This is a genomic window from Ruegeria conchae (genome assembly GCF_000192475.1).
GTDB classification, from domain to species: domain Bacteria; phylum Pseudomonadota; class Alphaproteobacteria; order Rhodobacterales; family Rhodobacteraceae; genus Ruegeria; species Ruegeria conchae.
This window is the reverse complement of the sequence record NZ_AEYW01000004.1, coordinates 41,856-66,837: the sequence shown is the minus strand read 5'-3', so window position 1 is coordinate 66,837 and position 24,982 is coordinate 41,856. Positions and strand designations below refer to the sequence as shown.

The 24,982-nt window shown below is 55.8% G+C and carries 22 protein-coding genes; 12 read left to right on the top strand and 10 right to left on the bottom strand.

Going from position 1 to position 24,982, the window contains the following annotated elements:
- Positions 1–9 precede the first annotated feature (9 nt).
- The gene (locus tag G7G_RS0103320) at positions 10–1,008 is read left to right on the top strand and encodes a LacI family DNA-binding transcriptional regulator (protein WP_010438347.1); all 999 of its coding nucleotides are present in this window, start codon (positions 10–12) and stop codon (positions 1,006–1,008) included.
- 2 nt (positions 1,009–1,010) lie between these two features.
- Here the strand turns inward: G7G_RS0103320 and G7G_RS0103315 are convergent, their stop codons facing one another.
- From G7G_RS0103315 to G7G_RS0103305, 3 genes are read right to left on the bottom strand one after another with little or no spacing between them, the layout of a single operon-like run.
- Positions 1,011–2,144, bottom strand: coding sequence for a Gfo/Idh/MocA family protein (locus tag G7G_RS0103315; protein ID WP_010438344.1), 1,134 nt, complete (start codon positions 2,142–2,144; stop codon positions 1,011–1,013).
- 13 nt (positions 2,145–2,157) lie between these two features.
- Positions 2,158–3,051, bottom strand: a complete 894-nt coding sequence (locus G7G_RS0103310) for a TIM barrel protein (RefSeq protein WP_010438341.1) — start codon at positions 3,049–3,051, stop codon at positions 2,158–2,160.
- A gap of 19 nt (positions 3,052–3,070) precedes the next feature.
- Positions 3,071–4,174, bottom strand: coding sequence for a Gfo/Idh/MocA family protein (locus G7G_RS0103305; protein WP_029621693.1), 1,104 nt, complete (start codon positions 4,172–4,174; stop codon positions 3,071–3,073).
- A 129-nt stretch (positions 4,175–4,303) separates the two neighbouring features.
- Here G7G_RS0103305 and iolD point away from each other — a divergent pair, with 129 nt between their 5' ends.
- From iolD to G7G_RS0103270, 7 genes are all read left to right on the top strand, one after another.
- Positions 4,304–6,172, top strand: coding sequence for a 3D-(3,5/4)-trihydroxycyclohexane-1,2-dione acylhydrolase (decyclizing) (gene iolD, locus G7G_RS0103300; RefSeq protein WP_010438335.1), 1,869 nt, complete (start codon positions 4,304–4,306; stop codon positions 6,170–6,172).
- Positions 6,172–7,011 carry a phytanoyl-CoA dioxygenase family protein gene (locus G7G_RS0103295; protein WP_010438332.1) on the top strand — a complete coding sequence of 280 codons (840 nt, stop codon included), beginning with the start codon at positions 6,172–6,174 and terminating at the stop codon, positions 7,009–7,011. Before iolD ends, G7G_RS0103295 begins: the two co-directional genes overlap by 1 nt.
- Positions 7,008–7,985, top strand: coding sequence for a 5-dehydro-2-deoxygluconokinase (iolC, locus tag G7G_RS0103290; protein ID WP_010438330.1), 978 nt, complete (start codon positions 7,008–7,010; stop codon positions 7,983–7,985). Before G7G_RS0103295 ends, iolC begins: the two co-directional genes overlap by 4 nt.
- Before the next feature lie 12 nt (positions 7,986–7,997).
- Positions 7,998–8,855 carry a 5-deoxy-glucuronate isomerase gene (locus G7G_RS0103285; protein ID WP_010438328.1) on the top strand — a complete coding sequence of 286 codons (858 nt, stop codon included), beginning with the start codon at positions 7,998–8,000 and terminating at the stop codon, positions 8,853–8,855.
- Complete coding sequence (locus G7G_RS0103280; RefSeq protein WP_010438324.1) at positions 8,852–9,682, top strand: class II fructose-bisphosphate aldolase; 831 nt, start codon at positions 8,852–8,854, stop codon at positions 9,680–9,682. The genes G7G_RS0103285 and G7G_RS0103280 overlap by 4 nt, the downstream gene beginning before the upstream one ends.
- Position 9,683: 1 nt before the next feature.
- Positions 9,684–10,673, top strand: a complete 990-nt coding sequence (gene iolG / locus G7G_RS0103275) for an inositol 2-dehydrogenase (RefSeq protein WP_010438321.1) — start codon at positions 9,684–9,686, stop codon at positions 10,671–10,673.
- A 1,256-nt stretch (positions 10,674–11,929) separates the two neighbouring features.
- Positions 11,930–13,615: a tryptophan halogenase family protein gene (locus G7G_RS0103270; RefSeq protein ID WP_010438318.1), complete on the top strand. Its 1,686-nt coding sequence runs from the start codon at positions 11,930–11,932 to the stop codon at positions 13,613–13,615.
- Positions 13,616–13,783: 168 nt separating this feature from the next.
- On the opposite strand, the gene G7G_RS0103265 is transcribed toward G7G_RS0103270, so the two are convergent.
- The 6 genes from G7G_RS0103265 to G7G_RS0103240 are packed head-to-tail and all read right to left on the bottom strand — an operon-like array spanning position 13,784 to position 18,984.
- Positions 13,784–14,722 (bottom strand): TIGR01459 family HAD-type hydrolase, encoded by a 939-nt coding sequence (locus G7G_RS0103265; RefSeq protein ID WP_037320694.1) that lies wholly within the window; start codon positions 14,720–14,722, stop codon positions 13,784–13,786.
- On the bottom strand, positions 14,686–15,501 hold the full coding sequence (gene phnE / locus G7G_RS0103260; RefSeq protein ID WP_010438311.1) for a phosphonate ABC transporter, permease protein PhnE: 816 nt from the start codon (positions 15,499–15,501) through the stop codon (positions 14,686–14,688). Before phnE (G7G_RS0103260) ends, G7G_RS0103265 begins: the two co-directional genes overlap by 37 nt.
- Positions 15,501–16,316, bottom strand: coding sequence for a phosphonate ABC transporter, permease protein PhnE (gene phnE, locus G7G_RS0103255; protein ID WP_010438308.1), 816 nt, complete (start codon positions 16,314–16,316; stop codon positions 15,501–15,503). Before phnE (G7G_RS0103255) ends, phnE (G7G_RS0103260) begins: the two co-directional genes overlap by 1 nt.
- The gene (gene phnC, locus G7G_RS0103250) at positions 16,313–17,107 is read right to left on the bottom strand and encodes a phosphonate ABC transporter ATP-binding protein (RefSeq protein WP_010438306.1); all 795 of its coding nucleotides are present in this window, start codon (positions 17,105–17,107) and stop codon (positions 16,313–16,315) included. The genes phnE (G7G_RS0103255) and phnC overlap by 4 nt, the downstream gene beginning before the upstream one ends.
- A 58-nt stretch (positions 17,108–17,165) precedes the next feature.
- Complete coding sequence (gene phnD / locus G7G_RS0103245; RefSeq protein WP_010438303.1) at positions 17,166–18,140, bottom strand: phosphate/phosphite/phosphonate ABC transporter substrate-binding protein; 975 nt, start codon at positions 18,138–18,140, stop codon at positions 17,166–17,168.
- A gap of 40 nt (positions 18,141–18,180) precedes the next feature.
- The gene (locus G7G_RS0103240) at positions 18,181–18,984 is read right to left on the bottom strand and encodes a DeoR/GlpR family DNA-binding transcription regulator (protein ID WP_037320722.1); all 804 of its coding nucleotides are present in this window, start codon (positions 18,982–18,984) and stop codon (positions 18,181–18,183) included.
- Positions 18,985–19,295: 311 nt separating this feature from the next.
- On the opposite strand from G7G_RS0103240, the gene G7G_RS0103235 reads away from it, so the two are divergent.
- From G7G_RS0103235 to G7G_RS0103220, 4 genes are read left to right on the top strand one after another with little or no spacing between them, the layout of a single operon-like run.
- Positions 19,296–20,321, top strand: a complete 1,026-nt coding sequence (locus G7G_RS0103235; protein ID WP_010438296.1) for an ABC transporter substrate-binding protein — start codon at positions 19,296–19,298, stop codon at positions 20,319–20,321.
- The gene (locus G7G_RS0103230) at positions 20,322–22,535 is read left to right on the top strand and encodes an ABC transporter permease (protein ID WP_010438293.1); all 2,214 of its coding nucleotides are present in this window, start codon (positions 20,322–20,324) and stop codon (positions 22,533–22,535) included.
- An 11-nt stretch (positions 22,536–22,546) separates the two neighbouring features.
- Entirely contained in the window at positions 22,547–23,608 is a 1,062-nt protein-coding gene (locus tag G7G_RS0103225; protein WP_010438291.1) for an ABC transporter ATP-binding protein, read from the top strand.
- The gene (locus G7G_RS0103220; protein ID WP_010438289.1) at positions 23,609–24,175 is read left to right on the top strand and encodes a histidine phosphatase family protein; all 567 of its coding nucleotides are present in this window, start codon (positions 23,609–23,611) and stop codon (positions 24,173–24,175) included. It abuts the gene before it with no gap.
- 4 nt (positions 24,176–24,179) lie between these two features.
- Here G7G_RS0103220 and G7G_RS0103215 read toward each other — a convergent pair whose 3' ends face one another.
- Complete coding sequence (locus G7G_RS0103215) at positions 24,180–24,971, bottom strand: inositol monophosphatase family protein (RefSeq protein WP_010438286.1); 792 nt, start codon at positions 24,969–24,971, stop codon at positions 24,180–24,182.
- Between the last annotated feature and the right edge of the window lie 11 nt (positions 24,972–24,982).

The following is a 24,982-nucleotide window of genomic DNA, read 5'->3' as shown; positions in this document are numbered from 1 at the left end:
AGGCGGAATATGGCTGTCACATTGAAAGAGGTTGCAGAACGCGCGGGGGTTTCCCGGTCCGCTGTGTCGCGCACTTTCACCGATGGAGCCTCGGTTTCCGACAAAATGCGTCGCAAGGTTGAGAAGGCCGCGCGAGAGCTGGGATACAGCCCAAACGCCCTGGCGTCCTCGCTGACAACAGGACGTACAAAACTGATCGGGCTGGTCTCGAACAACTTTCACAACCCTATTTTTCTTGAAGTCTTCGACCTTTTTACCCGCGGTCTACAGGACCGCGGCCTGCGCCCGTTGCTGGTGAACCTAACCGATGAGGTAGATCCGGCAAACTCGGTTCGTATGTTACGGCAGTATTCGGTTGATGGCGTCGTGGTGGCATCCTCGACGTTGCCACCTGGTTTTGCCAAAGCGTTTCGCGATGCAGGTGTACCGGTGGTTCACAGTTTCGGCAGGTCCTCTTCGTCACCCCAGGTTCATGTTGTGGGCATCGACAACGTGGAATGCGGGCGCATGGCGGCGCGCGAACTTGTTGCACGCGGATATGGAAAGGTGGCCTTCCTTGGCGGACCCGAAGCCGCAACTTCTACACAAGATCGCCATGCGGGCTTCATGTCAGAAATGGCGCTGCACCCTCAGATCACTGTGACCTGCTCATTTGCCGAGGCCTACTCATTCGACGCAGGTCGTCAGGAAATGCTGAGCCTTTTGAAGTCTGAACGGGCTGATGCCTATTTCTGCGGTGATGACGTATTGTCCATCGGAGTGTTGTCCGCGATTTTGGATAGTGGCCTAAACGTGCCCGAGGATATTGGCATCATTGGCCTGAACGACATGGAAATGGCGCGGTGGGAGAATATCGACCTCACCACGATCCATCAGCCAATCCGCCAGATCGTCAGTTCCTCGATCGAGTTGATGGTGGCGACCCTGAACGAGCCTGACCGATACCCTGAAGCGCGCATCTTTCCCTGCTCGGTGGTGGAACGGGGCACGTTGCGCCCCGTCCCTTAAATTTATCGGAACATCGGTGGGCGCGCATCCATCCACACGCTGCCCTGTTTTGCCGACTCGACCGCAGTATGCACCGCTGCCATCGACCGCACGCCGTCTGCAGCATTCGGCAGACCGTCACGGGTATCTCCGGATATGGCATCCGCCAGATCGCAATAGATATTGGCAACCGCCAACGGGAACCCTTCAGGATGCGCAATCGCCACGCGGCTTAGGCGCTGAGCCTCTTCGTGCAAACCGCCCTCACCTTTTTCGATGATCTGCATGCGACCGCCAACAGGCGTATAGATCAACTGATTTGGCTGCTCGGACGCCCAGCGCAAGCCGCCTGTTTCCCCAAACACCTGAATGTCGAACCCGTGCTGCCGACCGATGGCGACAGACGAAGTCCACAACCTTCCAACTGCGCCTTTCTGTGTCCGGAAGTTGACCATGGCGTCATCTTCCAGCTCGCGGCTACCGATGGTTGAAGCGAAATCCGCCGACAGAGTCTCAACCTCATCATCGGCGATAAAACCAGCCATATGCATTGCATGGATTCCACAATCTGCGAACTGCCCAGACACGCCCGCCATCGCCGGATCATAGCGCCAGCGGACGCGCGGATTGTCGGCATCAGTGGCATCCCCATGATGGCCATGGCTGAAATTGGTGACGACAAGACGGACCTTGCCGATCTCACCGGCGCGCACCATCGCACGGGCCTGACGCACCATCGGATAGGCCGAATAGCAATAGTTTACCGCGCAAATCTTGCCGGATTTCTCGGCAACTTTGACGATCTCTTCGCCCTCCTCCACGGTCATGGTCATGGGTTTTTCGCAAAGCACATTGAACCCGGCCTCAAGGAATGCCTTGGTGATCTCAAAATGCGTGGCATTGGGCGTGGCCACGGTGACCAGATCGATCCGGTCTTCGCGTCCGCGCTCACCTGCCAACATCTCGGTCCAATCGCCATAGGCACGATCTGCCGCGATGCCCAGCCTTTGCGCGTATTCGCGACCAACATCGGGCCGGTGATCCAGCGCCCCAGCAGCGAATTCGAAATGCCCGTCCGCCAGCGCGCCCAAGCGGTGCGCCGGTCCGATCTGGCTGCCTTCGCCGCCGCCAATCATGCCCCATTTCAGCTTGGTCATGGTCTTGGCCTCCTCAATTGAAACCAATGGATTCGAGGTATTCGCGGTTCTTCCGCGCGTCGCCGACTGGATCAGGATCGAGTGTAGGATCGCAGTCCTGTTCAACCGTGCACCACCCGGTGAAGCCTGCATCCAGCAGCACCTGACGGACCGACGGGAAGTCTACGTCGCCTTCACCCAGATTGCAGAAAATCCCCTGCCCGCAGGCATGGTAGAAGCCCGTCCGGTTGGCAATGACATCCGCCTTCACGGTTGGCGAAATATCCTTGAAGTGCATATACGAGATCCGATCAACGTAGCGCTGCATGAAACCAACCGGATCAAACCCGGCATAAGAATGATGCCCGGTGTCGAAGCAGATTTTCAGAAGGTTTTCATCGACTTCATCCAGCAATCGAATGAGTTCCGGCTCAAAGTCCATGAAACCTGCCGCATGGGCGTGCATGCCCACCGTCAGCCCGTATTCTTCCGCGCCAATGCGTGCGCTTTCGGCGATCCGGTCGCGATATGCCGTCCACTCGGCCTTATCCATCTGCTCGGCTTCATCGGCGCGACCTGCGGTTGGTGCGCGACGGGGTGAGATCGCATCGATCAACACCAGATGCTGTGCCCCATGCGCCTTCAACGCGCGGGCGGTACGATGAGTGGCATCCAGCACATCCTCCCACGCGTTGGGGTCATGATAGTTGCGGAACACCACGCCCCCGATCAATTCCAGATCATGCTCGGCAAGCGCATCGGCCAGAACTGCTGGGTCTTCAGGCATAAAGCCCACTGGGCCCAGTTCGATGCCCTTGTACCCAGCCTGGGCACAGTCGCTGAGAACGGTTTTCCAATGCGGATTGCGCGGGTCCAGCGCGAATTCCACGCCCCAGGAACAGGGCGCATTACCAATTCTGATGCTCATCTTGTCTTGTCTCCGATGCTCAGAAATCTTCGATGTTTTTCCAGTTTTCATCCGCCGACGACGCCAGCGCCGCAGCAACGATCCGGTTGACCTCATGCCCGTCACGGAAGGTCGGCCAAACCGGCTTGCCTGTCTCGATCGCGCGCAGGAAATCACGCGCTTCGATGATGATCTGATCCTGATAGCCCGTGCCATGGCCAGGGCCCTGACAGAACGGCTCATAGTCCGGATGGGCGGGTCCGGTCAGGATTTTGCGGAAGCCGCGTTCGGACTCGGGGCCTTCCATGCGGTAGAGCCACAATGCGTTCTGATCCTCCTGATCAAACCGGATCGCACCCTTGGTGCCGCTGATCTCGTAGGCGTATCCCATCTTGCGTCCGGTCGCGATGCGGCTGAAATACATCGATCCCATCGCCCCGTTCGCGAAGCGCACCATCATCTGGGCGTGATCGTCGTTATCCACTTCACCACCCGGGCGGGTTTTATGAACCGTTTCAACCTCGGCCATCACGCGCTCGATTGGCCCAATTAGGGCTAGCGCCGCGTTTATCATGTGTGGCGCTAGATCGCCCATCGTCCCGTTGGACATTCCAGATGTACGCCAGGTCGCCGGTGCCTGCGGGTCGGCATAAAAATCTTCGGTATGCTCGCCGCGAAACCATGTGATGTCACCGATCTCACCATTGGCGATCAACTGACGAGCATGTTGGCTGGCGGGTGTGCGGATATAGTTGAATCCGACCATGTTGGTCAAACCTGAGGCCTCTGCCGCAGCCACCATGGCATCGCCATCTTCCATCGATGCGCCCAGGGGTTTCTCGCATAAAACCGGCTTACCCAGCGCAAAGGCTGCCAGAGCAATCTCGCGATGCGTTTCCTGAGGGGTGGCGATCACAACCGCCTCGACCTTCGGATCGCTCACAAGCTCGCGCCAGCTATCTGTCGAACGCGCGAATCCATAAGACTGACGATAACGCTCGGCGCTTTCTGGCGAGGATGCGCACACCATCTCAAGTCGCGGGCGCAAAGCGGTGTTGAACACTGCCCCGACCGAAGACATGGCGACCGCATGGGCCTTACCCATATACCCGCCGCCCAGAATGCCAATGCCGATATCTGCCATTCCGACGCCCTCCTCCGCTTTTTCTTGAAAACCATTTGCAACCGGTTGCAAAACTTGTATCGTGAGAATAGGACTCTCGCAAGCTGCATTCGGCATTGCACCTCAATTTTCCTAAAGGAGCCCGCAGACATGTCCGCGCAACATGACACTGTTTACCTGACAACGGCGCAGGCGATCATTCGCTGGCTGTCGAACCAATTTATCGAGATCGATGGACAGGAATATCGTTTATGTGGCGGGGGTTTCGGGATTTTCGGCCATGGCAACGTGACCTGCCTGGGAGAGGCCCTGAATACCGTGCGGGATGAGTTGCCACTCTATCGTGGGCAGAATGAACAGAGCATGGGATTCGCGGCCGCAGGATATGCCAAGCAGTGGCTGCGTCAGCGATTCATGTTCTGCACCGCCAGCGCGGGACCCGGTACCGCGAATCTGCTGACTGCCGCCGGGCTTGCCCATGCCAATCGCTTGCCGATGCTGATGCTGTGCGGGGATACATTCATCACCCGCTTGCCTGATCCGGTTCTGCAGCAGATGGAGAACTACTATGACCCGACCTTCGGCGTGAATGACGCCTTCAAGCCGGTCAGCCGCTATTGGGATCGCATCACGCATCCGGCACAGGTCATTCAATCTCTGCCCGCCGCCATTGCGACGATGCTGGACCCGGGCGATTGCGGGCCTGCTTTCCTCGGGTTGCCGCAAGACGTGCAGGGTTGGACCTATGACTACCCGGTGAAGTTCTTTGAAAAGAAAGTCCACCGCATTCGTCGCCAATCGCCTGATGCGGATGAGATCGCTGATGCGGTTGCCGCGCTGGCAGGCGCGAAACGCCCGATGATCATCGCAGGCGGCGGCGTTCAGTATTCCAAAGCTGTCACCGAACTGACTGAGTTTGCCGAGAAGCACCAGATCCCGGTCGTCGAAACCATCGCAGGCCGCGCCAACATGCTGGCAACCCATCCGCTGAATATCGGCCCGATTGGCGTGACGGGTTCAGACAGTGCCAATGCGATTGCAGAAAAGGCCGATGTGATCGTCGCAGTCGGCACGCGGCTACAGGATTTCACAACCGGATCGTGGACCGCCTTTGACAAGGACGCTCAGTTCATCTCGATCAACGCAGCGCGGCATGATGCGGGCAAGCACATGTCCTTGCCGGTTGTGGGGGATGCAAAGTTATCTTTGAAGTCTCTAACACAGGCAGTTGACTATACCGCTCCTGCTGAGTGGGTCTCGTTGGCGCAGGAAGAGCGGCACAAGTGGGATGCCTATGTGGCCGAGAATGTCTCCTACGGAAACCGTCCGAATTCCTACGCTCAAGCCATCGGCGTCGTGAATGAGCTGTGCGACACGCGCGACCGTGTGGTTGCCGCTGCTGGGGGATTGCCCGCCGAGGTTACAGCCAACTGGCGCACTCTGGATATCGGTACCGTCGATGTCGAGTTCGGCTTTTCCTGCATGGGCTATGAGATCGCAGGCGCCTGGGGTGCGCGCATTGCCCAATCCGAGCGCGAGCCTGAGAAAGACACCATCACCTTCTGCGGTGACGGCTCGTACATGATGTTGAATTCAGACATCTATTCCTCGGTCTTGAGCCGCAAGAAGATGATCGTGCTGGTGCTGGACAATGGTGGCTTTGCGGTCATCAACAAACTGCAGAACAACACCGGCAACGAAAGCTTCAACAACCTGCTGGAAGATTGCCCGACCATTCCCGAAGCCTTCGGCGTTGATTTCGTGGCCCACGCGGCTTCGATGGGAGCCACAAGCGAGAAGGTCGCGAACCCGGCAGAACTGACCGAAGCGTTCAAGCGCGCGAAGGCCAGCGACAAAACTTACGTAATTGTGATGGATGTGGATGCCTACGAAGGTTGGACGACCGAAGGACATGCCTGGTGGGAGGTTGGAACCCCTCATACCTCGGCCGATGAAAACGTGCGCAATGCCCATGTTGAATGGGAAACCACTCGTGAAAAGCAGCGTAAGGGTATCTGATGAAACGGTTTACAGCAGAGACAGCCGATCCTGACGTCATCGTTGATGAGTTGCTGAATGGCGGCGGAGCGGTTGCCATCTCAGGCCTGTTCACACCCGAGGAAATCGCCGAGGCCCGCGCGATCGTCATGGAGCATTCCGAGGCGGCGGCCGAGAAAGTGACGCATTTTCAGGGGGCCGCAGAAGAAGATGGCAAGCTGAACCTGCAACGCCGTGTGTGGAACCTTTTGGCGAAGGGTGACGTGTTTTCTCGCCTGGCCGCTCACCCGGTTTTGATGAAGATCCTCCGCAAGTTTCTGGGGACCGAGTTCATCATGGGCTCGATCGCTGCCAACCGCATCCTACCGGGCGGTCCGGGGCAAGAGCCGCATGTCGACTATCCCTATTGGGATTTTCACAGCCCCGAAACGCATCCCATGGGTCTGAATGGGTCATTTCCGATGAACGCGCAGGTCTCGGTTTTGCTGGACCCGTTCACTAAGGAAAGCGGCGCGACCGGCTATGTACCCGGATCGCAGAAAGAGCTGCGGTATCCCACACCTGAAGACAAGTTCTTCGACAAATGCGAGCAGATGACCGGTGAGCCCGGCGATGTTGCTCTTTTCTATGGCGTGACATGGCATTGCGCGATGCCAAACAATGCAGATCACGACCGCAGTGCGATCCTGATCCAGTACCTGCCCAAATGGGTCAAACCGATGGAAGATATGCCTGCTGCGCTACCGCAAGATTTCCTCAATCAAGCAAGCCCCGACATGCGGCAATTGCTGGGTCTGAACTATCCCTACCCCGAGGTGCTTGATGCTGCGCGGGCAGGCAATACCGAGGGGCGCAAGTGACACTAGTCAAAGGCATAAAAGGCAACCGCTTTGCCGTGTTCGGACGCGCGGGTATGGATTTGTTTGCTGGTCCCATCGGCACCAAAAGCGTTGATGCGGATACGTTCCATGCCGATCTGGGCGGCTCAAGCGCCAATATCTGCGCGGGGCTGGTCAAGCTTGGCGGTCAAGCCGCGTTGGTTACATCTGTATCAGATGATGCAGTCGGCCGATTCTGTGTGAACCAGCTGCAGGATTATGGCGTTGAAACGCGATATGTCCGTGCTGTGGGCGGCGAGGCGCGTACGTCCTTGGCTGTCTACGAAAGCTGCATCGAAGACTTTCAGAATGTCATCTACCGCAACGGCGCCGCCGATTTTCAGGTGACCGAAGCTGATATGGATGCGGTGGATTATACCTCGTTTTCTGCCCTGATCACGGCAGGCACAGTGTTTGCGGCAGAGCCTTCACGCTCGGCTACGTTTCGCGCGTTTGAAAACGCGCGCGCCGCTGGTTTACCAGTGATCTTCGACATTGATTATCGTCCCTATAGTTGGCCCTCGGCGCAGGTGGCCTCAGATGTTCTGACCCGCGCTGGGAACGAAAGTGATCTAATCGTCGGCAACGACGAAGAATTCGGCTTTATGGCGGGCGGCATTGAAAAGGGGCTAGACAAAGCCCGTGAACTGGCTGCCAACGGCAAGATGGTGGTCTACAAGATGGGCCATGAAGGGGCCATCACCCTGACCGACGGGCAAGAGATCCGCACCGGCATCTACCCGGTCACCGCTGTGAAACCCAATGGCGCGGGCGACAGCTTCCTGGCCGGTCTGCTGGCCTCAATCGCGGCGGGGCATGACCTGCGCGACGCAGTGCTGCGCGGCTCGGCCTGCGCGTCCATCGTCGTATCGAAACCCGGTTGCGCCGGGGCCATGCCGACCACGCCTGAACTTGACGATTTTCTGGCCCGACACCCGGGCCCCACGGATACCTGAAAGGAGACGCAGATGCATATCGCGCCCCATGACAACCAGAACAAACCTATTGTCGATGCCGACAATGATCTGGTGCCGCTGAACTATTTCAACATCGTCAAGCTAAAAAAGGGCGAAGTGTTCGAATACGCGGTACCTGGCTATGAGACTTGCATTGTGCCTGCCACTGGCACTGTAGATGTGGATGTGGACGGAGCGATTTATACCAACCTCGGCAACCGCACCATCGACGTCTGGGATGGCGACCCCGAAGGTGTCTATGTACCCGTCGGCGCTAAGGTTCGCATTACTTGCGTGACGGACGAGACCGAGACCTTCATAGCGGGCGCTAAGTTCGACCGCGTGCTTGAGCCTTTTGATGTCCGCGTGCCCGAGCTGGATCTGGTTCAATACGGTTCTGACGACACCAAAACGCACCGCAAGATCAAACACATTCTTGGCGCAAACCACCACGACAAGGTGGGCCGCCTGCTGGTGTCTGAACTTTTCACCGTGGGTCAAGGCGGTTGGTCTGGTTTTCCTAGCCACAAACACGACACCGACCGCAAAGGTGACGATGGCGAGATGATCGAAACCCGCCATGACGAGACCTACAATTTCCGCTTCCGGCCCGACTATGGCTCGGGCATCCAGATGCTCCAGCGTGAGGACAACAAGCCGGGCGATGCCTATCACATCATGGATGGTTCAACGATCATGATCGACAAAGGCTATCACCCTTGCGCGGTTCTGCCGGGGTACGAAATGTACTATTTCACCATCCTCGGCGGCCTCAGCCAGCGCTCGCTAAAACAGTACTTCCAACCGACCCATGCAGCCCAACTGCACACCATCCCCGGAATCATGGACATGGTGGCCAAGTTCAAATGAGCCTTGTGACATTATCGGACGCGCTGCAACCCGCGCTGCGTGGCGGCTATGCCGTGGCCGGGCTGGTGACTTTGGGCTGGGAGGATATGCGCGCCTATGTGGCCGCCGCCGAAGCCGAAGGCGTGCCTATCATCCTACAAGCCGGTCCATCCTGCCGCGAACACACGCCGCTGCCGGTTCTGGGCAAGATGTTCCGCCATTTGGCCGAGGGGGCAAGCGTACCTGTCGTGGCCCATCTGGATCACGGCTACACCCATGAAGACTGCCGCATCGCCATCGACAGTGGCTTCACTTCGGTCATGTTCGACGGCTCGCGCAAGCCATTGGAGCAGAACATTGCCGAGACCGCAGCGATTGCCGAAATGGCCCATTCTGCCGGTGTTTCCTGCGAAGGTGAAATCGGTTTTGTTGGCTATTCCGGCGGCGAGGGTTCGGACGGCACTGATCCGGATGAGGCCGCGCAATTCGCCCATGAGACCGGCGTCGACGCGATGGCAATCTCGGTCGGCAACGTCCATCTGCAACAGAATAAAGAAGGTGGCTTGGACGAGGGCCGCATCCGCGCTATCGAAGCCGTGACTGAAGTACCGCTGGTGATCCATGGCGGTTCAGGGGTACCGGTCACACAGCGCTCTGCTCTGGCACGCGGGTCGAAAATCTGCAAATTCAACATCGGGACCGAATTGCGGATGGCATTTGGTAATGCCTTGCGTACTGCCGTAAATGCCGACCCGGACAGGTTCGACCGCGTTCAAATCTTGAAAGAAACACATGAACCGGTGGTCGAGGCGACACGCCGGGTTCTACAAGCCTTCAAAGGGGCATGAGATGCTGAATATCGGCTTACTGGGCTGCGGACGGATCGGGCAGGTTCATGCGCGCTCGATCGGGCAGATTGATGGCGCGCGAGTCAGCGCGGTGGCAGATGCGTTTGCGGAGCCGGCTCAGATGCTGGCCGACAAAACCGGCGCACAGGCCCTGTCGGCGGAAGACCTGATTGGAAGTGCGGATGTTGACGCTGTTGTCATCGGCACCCCGACCGATACCCACTACGATCTGATCCACAAAGCCGCGAATGCTGGCAAAGCGATCTTCTGCGAAAAGCCAGTTGATATGTCCGCAAACCGCATCCGCGACTGCATCAAAGTTGTCGAAGCCACCGGCGTGCCCTTCATGACGGCCTTCAACCGCCGCTTTGATCCCAGCTTTGCCAATATCCAGTCCCGTATCGCCAACGGCGAAATCGGAAACGTCGAGATCGTCACCATCCTGTCCCGCGACCCCTCGCCGCCACCAATCAGTTATATCGAAAGCTCGGGTGGGCTGTTCCGCGATATGATGATCCACGATCTGGATATGGCGCGCTTCCTGCTGGGTGAAGAACCAATCAGCGTCTACGCGGTTGGCTCATCACTAGTCGACCCCGAGATCGGCAAGGCCGGAGATGTCGATACCGCTGCTGTCACCCTGACCACGGCGAGCGGCAAGATTTGCCAGATTTCAAACTCACGCCGGGCAAGCTATGGCTATGACCAACGCATTGAAGTTCATGGTGAGAAGGGCATGTTGCGGGCTGAAAACATGCTGGAAAATGCGGTCGAGATTGCGACACCTGCCGGGTTTCAGAAATCCCCCGCGCGACATTTCTTCCTTGAGCGATATGAAAGCGCCTATCGGGCAGAAATGGGACACTTCGTTGATGCGGTGTCTCGCGCATCCTCTCCCTCTCCAGGTATCGTTGACGGGTTACGGGCGCAGGAACTGGCAGATGCGGCAGACACTTCCTTGAAGCAGGGATCGGTTGTGAAGCTCGCTTAATGCCTCACAAACTGAAATGAGGGATGAGGTACGACGCGCTGCACTCGTACCCCCTCAAGAAATCACCAGACATCCTCCAAGCGCGCCGTAACTGCTTGGTATCCGCATGAGATGTCCGGAATGTGTCTGAAAGATTAAATTTTTCGGGCGTTGTGCAAACCGACATACGTGGTTACTCGCTTCGAGCACGCGGCACGCCGTGGAGCCAGTGTTGCGATCTTTTGCAGATACAGGGCCAAGTTCGGCGGGATGAACGTTCGGGTGCGAAGGATCTGCGAACGCCGCGGGACGAGAACAACTGTCTGCGACGGATGTTGGCGCCTGTCATGCTAGATAACGGGGCAATGAAGGTTCTTTCGACAAAAAAACTTACGGCGATTTTTCGTCCTCCGTTGATCCAGGGACAATAGTCAGGCGTGTGAACTGAACGGCCTGTTTAAGTCAGTCTTCCAATACCAGATACAATATCGGGGTAATGAAGTCCTTCGCGAGCAATAGCGGGAATTGGAGAATGAACGTCGCCAGTCCGACTATCCATTTGCCAATAGGTGATCGCCTGAAATCACCGTAAAGCGTCGTCTGGACATTCTGCCGTCTACGCCAATCTCAACCGTGCCACCCAAACTGCTTCGCCTGAGCTACTCAAGGGCTCCATTCAGCAAGCCTCGACCGGCCCTCTAATCTACAGAAAGAAATGAGGATTGATGCTAAATCCAGACGGCCCGGATCAACGTGCTGGATCACGCCATGGGAGATCCGGCGCGGAACCAAAGCTGATCTCAAACTACCCACAAGACCTTGAAGGGTTGGCCACTTTGGTTCCAATAGATTCAAATAATCGGGTTCGTTGGGCGGCCCTTCTCGTGTTACAAGCTATTAATTCATTGCTGTAATTCCGAAATATCAACTGGGAGATATGGCAAGCCTCACCATTGGAGCTTGCAAATCTAATCGGGCTAACAGCAGCATAATCCATGTTTGCAATTATCTCTCAAAACTTTGGGCGACTACGCTTGAATTTCCTAAGTGCAATCAAACAAAAATGAACGTCTCGTCACAAAATATTTTTAGGCATTTTGGGGATCTGGTACCGGATCAGCGGATGTGCAGGTCGAACGAATTGCCACAGACTCTGGCTGTACGCAGAAAAGCTGTTATGTTTCCCCCAAGCCAACGGGGAACGCTGCCAAATATACATCAGTACAAAAACAAGAAGCAGCTGCAATCTCCCCTCGAGCCAACAGGGACAAATAAACATGAATAATCGTTTGCGCAAAATCACCATCGTTGGGGGTGGTACAGCCGGTTGGATGACCGCGCTGATCTTGGACATGGTGTTTTCACGCACTTCGGCGCCTAAGGATCGCCCGCGTATTTGCCTGATCGAGAGCCCCAATATCTCAACCGTGGGCGTTGGGGAAGCAACTGTACCGCGTATGCCGGTCACGCTCCGCCAGGCGGGTATTGCCGAGAGGGATTTTTTCCGCGAAACCAACGCGTCATTCAAGCTGGGTGTGAAGTTCTGTAACTGGAACAACGACGCAAAGGGCAATCGCGTTGATTATGTAAACCCGTTTGCGCATGGTCAATTGCTGGAAGGGTTGGAAGCAGCCGAATATTTCCTACGATTTGGCAATGGCGATCGGGACTTTACGCAATCGATCTCACCGCATGATGATCTTGCTCGCCTGTGCAAAGGGGCGCGGCCCTTAGGTGCACCCGAATTCGAGCAGCGGTTTGGTTATGCCTATCATCTGGATGCCGTGAAATTTGCGGGTATGTTGACCAAAGTCTGCACTAAGCGTGGCGTTGAACATATTCAGGATGAAGTTCAATCGGTCGAGCTGGATGAGCACGGTAACGTCAGTCATTTGATGTTAGAGCGCAAGGGCCGCCATGAAATCGAGATGGTCATTGATTGCACCGGCTTCCGCGGGTTGATCATCAATCAGGCTCTGGGCGAGCCATTTATGGATTATTCCGAATACCTGCCTAACGATCGCGCAATGGCCCTGCAGATCGAACATCCCGATCCGGAGAGGATCGAAAGCGTCACTCGGTCGACAGCTCTTGGTGCAGGTTGGACGTGGCGGGTGCCACTCTACAATCGTGTGGGCACGGGCTATGTGTATTCATCGGCGCATCGTACCGATGATCAAGCGGCGGATGAATATCTGGAGTGGCTGGGTGACAGCGGCAAGGGTCTGACACCCCGCGTGATCCCGATGCGCGTCGGCCGCGTACGCAATGCGTGGGTCAAGAACTGCCTTGCGATCGGTCTGTCCGGTGGGTTCATCGAACCGCTTGAAAGTACCGCAATCCATATGATCGATCATGCAATACGCTGGTTCGCTGAACATTTGCCGACACGCGATATCGAGCCAGCGCTGCGCAATCGGTATAACCGTCAGATGAACAAGCTCTACGACGAAGTTCTAGATTTCATCTGTCTGCACTACCGATTGGGCAACCGCACCGATGATCAATACTGGATCGACGCCCGCACCGAGATGAAGATCCCGGATCGGTTGGCTGAGAACCTAGAGCTGTGGCAGCACCGCCTGCCGATGGAACACGATATCGAGTTTGCAACGCTGTTCAATTTCCGCGTTTATCAGACCGTCCTTTTGGGCAAACAGGTCTATGATACTGGCTATGGCACGGGCATACGCGATCGCATTCGGCCGTTGAAGAAACCGATTTGGTTCCAGTGGTGGAAAGGTGCGAAAATGGACCTCGCGCAAATCCTCAAATCAATGCCAGATCACAAAACGTTGCTGCGCGATATCCGAGGAGAGCTGGAGAAACCCGCCTTTGGTAAAGCGGCTGTTGCGAAACCAACAGTCGCGATGCCGGGCACGGCTCCGGCTCCTGTGGTTGTGCAGAACATGCCGAACTTCGCCGAAATTCAAAGTGGCGCGAAGGACTTGCAGCTATTCTAGGGCAGTATTGCAAACGCAACAGAGCGTCTTCCAATACGTTGTAGCAGCACGCATAGCCCACCAATTGCTGGTCAGGTTCTATTTTTAGCGAATAGGCCACTGACCAGCTCATGGTTTGGTATGTCTTTGCGGTCCTATGGATAGCATTCGATGGGGTTTCGGCCAGTTTCAAGGACGGCTTACGATGATGTCCGGAACGATACCGGCCTTGTCGATTGCTGTTTCAATATCGTGTCCAGCAAAGAAACCGTAACCTGAGACCAAAGCCGATGCGATCCCTGCTGCGTTTGCACCCAAAATATCTGTATGCAAGCTGTCGCCGACCATAAGAACGCGGGACTTGTCGATGGATCCCAGCCGTTTGAATGCCAGATCGAAAATGTTGCCGAACGGCTTTCCGAAGAATTCCGGGACCACACCAGTTCGGTCGGCGAGACGATGTGCGAACAGGCCAGGTTCAATTGAAAAGCCACTTTCTCGGGGGGCAACAATATCCGGGTTGCCGACCAATACAGGTCGCTGCCGCTTTGACAAAGCAGACTCCAACAAAGCCTGCCGCGCTTCGGTCCAGGCCGCAGACCCAATCATCAAAAATCCGTCGACCGCATCATAGGGTGTTGGATCTTCTTCCAGATAGGTCAGGTTCAAACCTTCCAGATCGCGAAGGCCCGTGCTTGGTGTTGCCATCAACCCCCAGTGCAGCTCGCGTTGCAAATCAAGATTTGCAAGCAGCGTTGCGCGGCTGGTGATGACATCCTGCGAAGCAAAATCATAGCCAAGCCGAGTGTATTTCTCGATCAATGCCGCATGAGGGAACCCGGCAGCATTCGAAACCACAAGAACGCGCTTTCCCATGGCCTTTAGATTTGCGACCCGTTCAGGCGTACCGGGGATAGCGGTTTCACCAATGTTAAGAACTCCGAACGCATCCAAAAGGAAGACGTCAAACTCATCGGCTACATCTTCAAGTGTTTCCACCCGACGAAAGGACTGGCCAGTAGCGTCAGCAGAGGGCAGACGATGCCGCGCAGCTTCGTATGCATCGAACGCCTCTTCAATCGAGATTTGGCTCAAATTATCGCCCCCCGCACTTTGGCAGAGACCCATTCGCTGATCATCACGGCAATCAGGATGACAATCAGGATCAGGCTGACCTGCGGCCATGCCAGGACATTGAGCGAAGCCGATAGTTGCAGTCCGATACCCCCCGCTCCGACCAGGCCAAGAACCGTGGATTCGCGGATGTTGATATCCCAGCGAAAAACGGCGATGCCTGCAAAGGCGGGCAGAATTTGTGGGACGATGCCATAAGCCATGATCTGCCAGCGCGATGCGCCGGTGGCCGTTATGGCCTCGACCTGAGTGTGGTCGATTTCTTCTATGGCTTCATAAAGCAGCTTGGCGCAAAACCCGATAGACCGGATCGCGATGGCGATAACGCCTGCGAAAACCCCGGGACCGATGATTGCGATCAGCAGGAGGGCCCAGATCAACGAGTTGATCGAACGGGTTGAAACGATGATCAGAAGAGCAACAGGCCGGATGAAAACGGCCGAGGGCGTGGTATTGCGCGCAGCCAGAAAAGCGACTGGTACGGCAAGAAACAAGGCGATGATCGTGCCGAGCGTGGCAATATTCAGCGTGTCCCAGATCGGACGCCCCAATTGCGTAATATAATCCCATTTTGGTGGTGTCGCACGGGTCCAGATGTCATTTGCGATGCGCGGTGCATCCCAGACAAAGAACCATGTCGTCGACGCCGAGATGATCTGCCAGCAATAGACAAAAACTGCGACGCCCAAAAGCCAGCCAAACCAGCGAACAAGGCTTTGCCCGGTCGTTCGCCTGCGCCAAATCTGCGTACCTTCCTGTTCCAGAACCGGCATTACTGTACCCTCGCGCGAATGATACCCGAGAGGTATTCGAGCGCCATGACGATCCCGATAATAAGGATCAGTATGGCGGCAGCGGTGTCGTATTCGTAGCGATCGAAGGCTGTGTTCAGCGTCGCTCCGATGCCACCCGCACCCACAAGCCCCAAGATGGCGCTTTCGCGGAAATTGATATCGATCCGGTACATTGAAAGACCAACCAGTCGCGGCATGACCTGAGGCTGCACGCCGTAATTGATCCACTGCATCCAGCGTGCGCCCGAGGCTTTGATGGCTTCAGCCTGCACTTTGTCCATGGCCTCGATATCTTCAGCCAGAAGTTTCGACAGAAACCCGATGGTGGCGAATGAGAGTGTTAGGAAACCTGCCAAAGGACCAAAGCCAAAGATCGCAACCAACAGGATCGCTACAATGATCTCTTGCAAGGCACGGCTGATGGCGACAATGCCGCGGCAGATGACGTAGATGGGCAGAGGAGCGATGTTGCGTGCAGCACCCAGCCCGATCGGGATCGAAATCAGGATGCCCACAACAGACGCCGCAACAGTCATGACAATGCTTTCCAGCAAACCGCTCCAGATATCGCTCCAGCGCGATATAAAATCGGGGCTGGTGAAGGCCAGTACAAAGGCCCAGCCGCGATCCAGCCCTTCATAAACCCGACCCCAATCGACCTCGATGGTCAGAAAGGCGGCAATCAGGTAGGCAACAAAACCAACAATCAGAGCCCAGCGGAGCATCGCGTTCTTAACAAACGGCGGTTTGCGCCACCCCTTACCAAGAACGTCATCAAGTTCGGTGTGGCTCATTCTGCGGCCTCGATCTCTTCGTCTTCGTCCACTTTTTCAATCGTGGCTTCCCAGTCTTCTTCACCGTAGATTTCGGTTAGTTTGTCGGGGGTAAGACCGGTGGGGAGGCCGTCATATACTATCTCGCCAAATCGAAGGCCCACGACACGCGGCACGAACATCTGCGCAAGCGCCACGTCGTGAATGTTGATGATTGCTGCCAATCCGCGTTCCTGACAAAGCTCGGTAATCAACCGCATGATCTGACGGCTGGTTTTGGGGTCCAACGAGGCAGTTGGCTCGTCCACCAGCAAAAGTTTGGGGTTCTGAATCAGAGCGCGGCAGATGCCGACCCTCTGACGCTGACCGCCCGACAGTTCATCCGCGCGTTTGTCTGCCATATGCAGCAGTCCGACCCGATCCAGCAGACGAAAGGCTTCATCGACATCAGATTGAGGGTATCGCCGCAGGAAGCTACGCCAAAAGCCGACATATCCCAACCGCCCTGACAGGACGTTCTCCATAACCGTCAGGCGTTCAACGAGCGCATATTCTTGAAAGATCATACCCATTTCGCGCCGCGCCTTGCGCAACCCACCTGAGCCAAGTTTGGTCAGGTCGGTATCATCTAGCATGACAGCGCCACTTGTCGGCTCAACCAGTCGATTGATGCAGCGGATCATCGTGGATTTGCCTGCACCAGATGGGCCGATCAAAGCAAGCACCTGTCCCTTGGGCACATCAAGATTGATTGCCTTTAGGGCCTGATCCCCGGTTTTGTAAGTTTTGGTAAGCTCTTGAAGCCGCAGCATTTAATACCCCTGTAAGGGTTGAGACGGGCCCGGCGGGGCCCGTCATTATAATATCGGATTATTGGCAGGCGTAGGAAACGCCGTTTGCCGCATCAATCTTGCGGATCACGTCCCAGAATTCCTGGTAGGTCATCTCAAGGAACTGGCCTTCGTCCGATTTTGAGAACTCAGCTTCAAGTGAAGTACCGTCCCAATCGAAACTAAAGAAGGCATTGCGAATCTTCTCCTGAAGCTCAGGTTTCAGATTATAAACTGTACCATATCCAGTAGTCGGGAAGGTTTGAGATTTGTAGATTGTAACAACGTCATCTTCGTTGATCACATCTCGCGAAATCATCCGCAGTTTCACCGAGTTCGCAATCGAAGCTGCCATATAATCTTTGTTGGCAACACCCAGGATCGAGTTGTCGTGTTTTCCGGAGTAGACAGGTTCGAAATCACGTTCAGGCAGAAGATCAAAGTCGCTTTTCAGGATCGCCGAAGGCGCTTTGAATCCCGAATTCGACGTGGGTGATGTAAAGGCCAGTTGCTTGCCCTTGATGTCTTCAACCTTTTCGATGCCCGATCCCGGATAGGTGATAATCTCCATTTCATAGCCAAAACTACCGTCTTTCGAAGCCATGATCGTGAACGGACGGAACCCGGCGCAGTTCACTGCCAGCGGGTTGGAACCGGTGTTGAAGCCAGCAATATGCAGACGTCCCGAACGCATTGCTTCGATTTGAGCGGCGTTGTTCTGAACAGGAAAGAACACGACGTCCTTGCCAGTTTCCGCTTTCAAATGATCAAGAAAGTCGGACCAAGCGCTTTTATATACGGCGGGATCCTCGACTGGAGTAAATGCGAAAATCAGTGTATCCGGGTCTATCTGTTCGGAAGGATCGGTGGGAATGTCCGCGATCAGGTCACCGTCGGCATCGCAGAACCGTTCATCCAGATCACCGCGCGGACAATCCTGAGCCGACGCAGCCCCGCCCAACGACAAAAGTGCAAATGCTGATGCTCCGATCAGTAATTTGACGTCAATATTCATATTATTCCTCCCAGTTATGCGTGGCCGTCACTGTCCACAGTTAGTCGTTCTTTGAAATGGATTCTCCGATAAGAATGGCAACGCCGGCTGCATTGATAGAGCCCAGCAAATCACCTTTCGGCTTTGTGTCGGTGATGATGGAATCCAGCCCATCAAGATCACCTACCTGCGACAGGCCTTTGCGCCCGAATTTTTCTGAATCAATCAGCAAATGCCGTTTTGCTGATCGCGCCAACATCTTTTGTTTGACCGCAGCAAACCCCTGCACGGTCTCAGACGGGCCTTCGGCCGAAATTCCGGATGCCCCGATCATGCATTGATCGACATTGAAACGGGACAGGTATTCGAGCGTATCAGTGCCGATAATGGCCGATTCCTCGGCAAGATACTCGCCTGGGCACAAAAGAACCTGGGTGGGCGAATGGCCAAGTGTCATCGCAACGGGGATCGAGTTTGTTATTACCGTGCACTCAGTTCCCTGAAAAGAAAGCGCGCGCGCCATCTCAACCGTGGTCGAACCGGAATCAATCATCACCGTATCGCCATCTTGAATCAACGCGGCCGCACATCTTCCAATTCGTTCACGCTCCTCCGTACGCGCATTGGTCCGTTCATCGAGACTTGGGTATCGTCCCTGTGTGGGCGCAGATGCCCCGCCGTGTGCGCGTGCGATCAGCCCGTCTTCTGACAAGGCATCGAAATCCCGGCGCACGGTTTCTGCCGACACATTGAACCGCTGCGCCAGCTCACTGATCCGGACATGCGGGCGCAACTTCAATTCAAGCAGAATCTCTCGACGGCGATCGGATTTTTTAACCCGAGCCTGACTTTTTTCAGACCTCATCCCGCGTGTTTCTGTTTTGGACATCCGGCAACCCGACTCGGCTTCATATTCACTTTTGTGGTGTTTCGGGCGTTTTGCAACTATTTCTGTTGCAAAACCCTCATATTGTTGTGAGACTTCGGAAAACATTGCCTCTTTCGAAGTCCCGGATCAATGCATGGATAGGCTGGTTGGCATCGCGGAGAACGGTAATTGAACGGACATACAGAATGCGCGATGGCCACGTTCGAGGAATAACGAAAGTCTGAAGGAAAAAGCACATAATACACCGGGAAAACCGGACGCAATGAACCAAACAGGGAGAGAAAATAATGAAGAGATTTACGTCTACCGCATTGGGCTCGCTAATCGCCCTTGCAGCTTCAATGTCAGCAGCCCAAGCAGACAAGCTGACTCTTTATTGCTCTGCTCAGGAGGATTGGTGTCAGCTGATGGCGCGCAGCTTCGAGGACGCTACTGGCATTGACGTCAACATGACCCGCAAGTCCTCGGGTGAGACATTTGCTCAGATTCGTGCAGAAAGCTCCAACCCTAAGGGTGACGTCTGGTGGGGTGGCACCGGTGATCCGCATCTTCAGGCCGCAGAAGAGGGCCTTACAATGGAATACGTCTCGCCCATGCGCGATCAGCTTCATGACTGGGCGATTTCTCAGGCTGAAAGTGCCGGCAACAGAACCATCGGTATCTATTCCGGAGCACTTGGTTACGGCTACAATGCCGATCTTGTCGCCGCAAACAACCTGCCCGAACCGGCGTGCTGGAAGGACCTTCTAAAGCCCGAATACAAGGGCCATGTTCAGATGGCGAACCCAAATTCGTCAGGTACGGCCTACACGACACTTGCCTCAATGGTACAGATTTTTGGCGAGGACGAAGGCTTTGACTTCATGAAAGGCCTGCATTCCAATATCAACCAATACACCAAATCGGGCTCGGCCCCGATCAAGGCTGCGGGACGCGGCGAAAATACCATCGGTATTGTCTTTATGCATGACGCGGTAAAGCAGGCCGTGTCGGGTTTCCCGATCAAGGTCGTCGCGCCGTGCGAGGGAACTGGCTACGAGATCGGTTCGATGTCGATCATCGACGGAGCTCGCAACGAAGAAGAGGCCAAGAAGTTCTATGACTGGGCATTGTCGCCCGAAGCACAGAACCTTGCCCTTCAGGTCAACGCATTTCAGGTGCCGTCAAACAAAGGCGCAGAGACGTCCGAAAGCGCTCCGGACATGAGCCAGATCAAACTGATCGACTATGATTTCAAGAAATACGGCTCGTCGGATGAGCGCAAGCGCTTGCTGCAGAAATGGGACGAAGAGGTTTCGGTACTGCCGCAGTAAATGACTGACGACACGACAAAAACGACCCATCCGGTTCTGATCTTCTGGGTCATCGCCGGGTGGGTCGGATTCTGCCTGCTGCCGTGGTACATGGTTGACGGTGGCCTGTGGTCGTTCGAGTGGCTTCTGGACGGCTACCCTTTCGACGAAGATTATGCTCCAGCAGCCTTTCTGATCGGGCAAGGTGAAAAGCTGTGGCTTGCGCCGCTTCTTATCGCTCTACTGTTGCCGCTTTCGGTACTAAGACGCGCCAAATCAGATCCGCTCTATGCGCGCATTCTGATCCTGTCAGGGGCGCTGGGCTTCGGCTGGCTGATCGCACAAGGCTTTAGCATCGGAATCCGAGGCTACAATTTCGATTGGCTGGAGTCTGTGTTCGGAGAACTCGGGGATCGGCAATTCGGCATGGGCTATGGCGCGATGATCTGCGCGTCGAGTTTTCTGTTCCTTCTAACCCAGGGTGTCGCCGCACGTGGGGCGATTAACGGAGACGTCTTCGTGGTCAGCGCCATCGGTGGTGTGATCACCATCGTCACCGCGTTTGTATTCTTTCCCATCGCCAAGATGTTGTTCGCGGCCTTTGTGACGGAGGATGGCGCGTACTCCATCGCGGTTTTTTTCTCGAAGTTCTTTGACGACCGGCTTTGGGGGCTGGGATGTTTCTGGGGTGCGCGATGTGGGGCGGCCTGGAACTCACTATTCCTCGCCATTTTGGTTGGTTTCATCACCACGGCACTTGGCCTGTGCTTTGCGCTTGTCGTGACCCGCTCGGGCTTTCGCTACAAGCGCGCATTGCGCGCTCTCACGGTTCTGCCGATCATCACGCCACCCTTTGTGATCGGACTAGCGCTGATCCTGCTGTTTGGCCTTTCGGGCTCGGTCACGCAGTTCTTTGCAGAGCTATTCGGCACACAACCCACGCGCTGGCTGTATGGCATGCCAGGTGTTCTGATTGCACAGACTTTGGCATTTACACCCATCGCCTTCCTTGTGCTCATTGGCGTCGTTGAAGGGGTGTCTCCTTCGATGGAAGAAGCGGCCCAGACATTGCGTGCGAACAGATGGCAGACATTCAAAACTGTTTCCCTGCCGCTGATGCGCCCGGGCCTTGCCAATGCCTTCCTTCTCGGCTTCATCGAAAGCATGGCTGATTTTGGCAACCCACTTGTGCTGGGTGGCAATTTTGATGTGCTGTCGACCGAGATCTTCTTTGCAATTGTTGGTGCGCAATACGATCAGGGCCGCGCTGCGGTTCTGGCTATGGTGTTGTTGTTCTTTACGCTTTCTGCATTTTACGCGCAGCGGGCTTGGCTGGGTAAAAAGAGCTACACCACTGTCACTGGCAAAGGGGACGCTGGCGTACATCCATTGATGCCAACCGGCCTTTCCATCCCGGTGCTGACAGTCGCCCTTGGCTGGGCGGTATTCACCATCGTCGTTTATGCCATGATCGTATACGGCAGCGTGGTTGAATTGTGGGGGGTCAATAATTCCCTGACGTTCAAACACTACGTCACTGCCTTCTCGGTTCGATTTGAGGCTGAAGGCATTCGCTGGACTGGCGCTGCGTGGGATAGTTTCTGGACCACCATAACGATCGCCGCAATCGCTGCGCCGTTAACCGCTGCTGTGGGCCTGGTGACAGCTTATCTTCTGACCCGACAGAGTTTCGCGGGTAAAGACGCCTTTGAGTTCGGCACCATGCTATCCTTTGCCATCCCCGGCACCGTGATTGGCGTCAGCTACATTCTGGCCTTCAACGTACCACCGATCGAGATCACGGGCACGGGTGTTATCCTTGTTGTCAGCTTCATATTCCGCAACATGCCGGTCGGTGTCCGAGCCGGTATCGCCAGCATGTCGCAATTGGATCGCAGTCTGGACGAGTCCTCGCTGACCCTTGGCGCAAATTCCTGGCAGACTTTCCGCCGGATCATCCTGCCACTACTTCGACCGGCGATCCTTGCAGCACTGGTCTACAGTTTCGTGCGGGCCATGACGGCGATATCCGCTGTAATCTTTCTGGTCAGCGCGGAATATGACATGGCGACAAGCTACATCATCGGGCGGGTCGAAAATAACGACTATGGTCTCGCCATTGCCTATTCCACCACACTGATCTTTGTAATGCTGTCAGTGGTTGCCTTGATGCAGTTGATCGTGGGCCGGACCAAGATCGGGCGACGAATGACGCAGTCGCGGACCAATGTTTAGGAGAGTTTGACATGAGCCTGCAGTCCAAAGCCGCGCCGGTTCGGTTCGAGTCCGTGACAAAGATGTTCGGCAAGGATGTCGTTGCCGTCGACAATATCAACTTGCATGTCGAAGCTGGAAAGCTGGTTACGCTGCTGGGCCCTTCAGGCTGTGGCAAGACAACGACGCTGAGGATGATCGCAGGGCTTGAGATGGCAACCTCGGGCAAGATCACCATCGGGGATCGCGACGTAACCAAGCTGCCCGCGACGGATCGGGACGTGTCGATGGTGTTCCAGTCATACGCTCTGTTTCCCCATATGAGTGTGCTTGAGAATGTTATGTATGGCCTCACGTTCTCGGGCTTTGCCAAAGACGAGGCCCGCAGCCGCGCTCTGGACGGTTTGGAGCTGGTTGGCCTGAAAGGTTTTGATGGCCGTTTGCCATCAGAGTTGTCTGGCGGACAGCAGCAGCGCGTCGCCGTTGCGCGGGCTTTGGTATTGGAGCCACAGGTGCTGCTATTTGACGAACCTCTGTCTAATCTCGACGCGAAACTGCGCCGCCAGGTGCGCGAGGATATCAGGGCCATCCAACAGGATCTTGGCCTGACGGTCGTCTATGTGACACATGATCAGGAAGAGGCCTTGGCGGTATCAGACGAAATTGTCGTGATGCGGAATGCCGCCATCGCGCAGATCGGTACGCCACGCCAGCTCTACGATGCACCCAATGATCGCTTCGTTGCGGATTTTATTGGCGAAGCCAACTTGCTGGCTTGTCAGATCATCTCTGTCGAAGGAGATATGGCAACGATCGAGATCGAGGGCTACCGCCACACGCTGTCATCTCGCGATATGCCTCAGGGGCCCGCAACTGTCGCCATCCGACCCTCGCGTCTGGTGATCGGCGCCGAGCAGGGCATCGCCGCCACCGTCGCCAAGGCAACCTATGTTGGAGTTCGCATGGAGTACACTCTGACCGGAGCGTTCGGTCAGGTCTTCGCGGTGCACGACGATGTGGATGCACCGCTTGAACCCGGTGCAGAAATTCGGATGGGTTTTGCCGAGAAAGGACCCGTGCTTTTGCCCGAATAAATGCCCAAGCTTCTGATCATCACGCATCCCGAGGTCGTAATCGACCCCAACATTCCTGTAACGGATTGGGGGCTTAGTGAAACAGGTCGTCGCCGCGCTTCCGCGTTTGCGAACGCCGAGATCTTCTCGGAGGTCTCTCAAATCTGGACCAGCACCGAGCAAAAGGCCCGCGATACGGCTGAGTTTCTAGCGACGCCCCGAGACCTGCCGGTAAATCTAAATGCGGATCTTGGCGAAAATGACCGCAGCACCACCGGTTTTCTGCCGCGCGATGCTTTTGAAGCCGCTGCTGATGCTTTCTTTGACCACCCGGCTACCAGTTTTCACGGTTGGGAAACGGCAATAGAGGCTCAACAACGCATTCATCGGGCAACGATTTCGATTGTTGAAAAACACGATGGCAACGACCTTGCCATTGTTACGCACGGGGCTGTCGGCACTCTGCTATGGTGCATCTTATCGGGCCGTCCCATTGACCGGAGATACGATCAACCCGCGCAAGGCCACTATTGGCAGGCCGATCTAAAGACGCTTGAACCGTTGAGCGGGTGGTGCTCGCTCGACTAGTCGCTCAGGTCTTCCATGCACGCTCGGCTATCTCGCGCAAAGTGTCGAACACATCCGGTGTACCTGCGATCACCCGGCCGCCATTGCGGATCATGGCATCGGCATCCTGATCCTCAATCCTGCCGCCAGCTTCTGCGATCATCAACTGACCGGCCAAGCAGTCCCATGCATTCATATGCTCTTCGACATAGCCCAGCAGCCGACCCGCAGCCACATAGGCCAATGACAGAGCACCGCTGGCGTTTCGGTGAAACATCGCTCCATGTTCGATCAGATCTGCGATAATCGGAACAACGTGGCGGGCTTCGATGCGGTTTGAATATCCGACAGCTACGGTTCCTTCCTCCAGCGCGACGCCTGAAGCGACCCGCATCGGGGCGTTATTCAGCGTTGCGCCTCCACCCCGGACGGCGACATAGCTTTCGTCGACATTTGGATCATGGATGACGCCAATCTGGGTCTGCGCATTTGACACACCGGCCAGAACGATGGTCCAGGCTGGAATCCCGTTAACAAAATTGGTTGTCCCATCGATTGGGTCGATCACCCAATCAAACCCGCTTGTCCCTTTGCTTGCACCATGCTCCTCACCAAAGACTCCATCTTCGGGCCAAGCATCCCTGATCTTGTCGCGAATAAAGGTTTCAACGTTCCGATCTGCCTCACTCACCCAATCCTGAGCGCCCTTTTGGTCGACCAGCAGCGCATCCCGATTTGCAAAATACTCGGCCGCGACTTTTCCCGCTTCCTGGCAAGTCATAACCGCAAATTCTTTTCGCTCAGAAAGTTGCAACATGGGTGCCCCTG